The 276-nt window shown below is 38.0% G+C and carries 1 pseudogene; it reads left to right on the forward strand.

The features are described from left to right. Positions 1-276 (forward strand): annotated as a pseudogene (locus tag AAEY57_RS19870) (Vi polysaccharide biosynthesis UDP-N-acetylglucosamine C-6 dehydrogenase TviB); the annotation flags it as partial.

The raw sequence follows: 276 nt of genomic DNA on the forward strand, positions 1-276 counted from the left end.
CTTCAGGGTCGACTCCTGAGATTGCTGAAAAAGTAGACCAGCTTTATAAGTCAATAATCACAGTTGGGACACATAAAGCAAGTTCAATAAAAGTAGCTGAAGCTTCTAAGGTTATTGAAAATGTTCAACGTGATGTAAATATTGCTTTGGTGAATGAGCTACATCAAATATTTGAAAAGCTAGGTATTAATACTAGAGAAGTCATAGAGGCTGCAGGTACCAAATGGAACTTTATGAAGTTACAACCAGGACTAGTTGGCGGGCACTGTATTGGTG

The organism is Pseudoalteromonas sp. MER144-MNA-CIBAN-0113, from assembly GCF_040308965.1.
Taxonomy (GTDB): Bacteria; Pseudomonadota; Gammaproteobacteria; order Enterobacterales; family Alteromonadaceae; genus Pseudoalteromonas; species Pseudoalteromonas tetraodonis.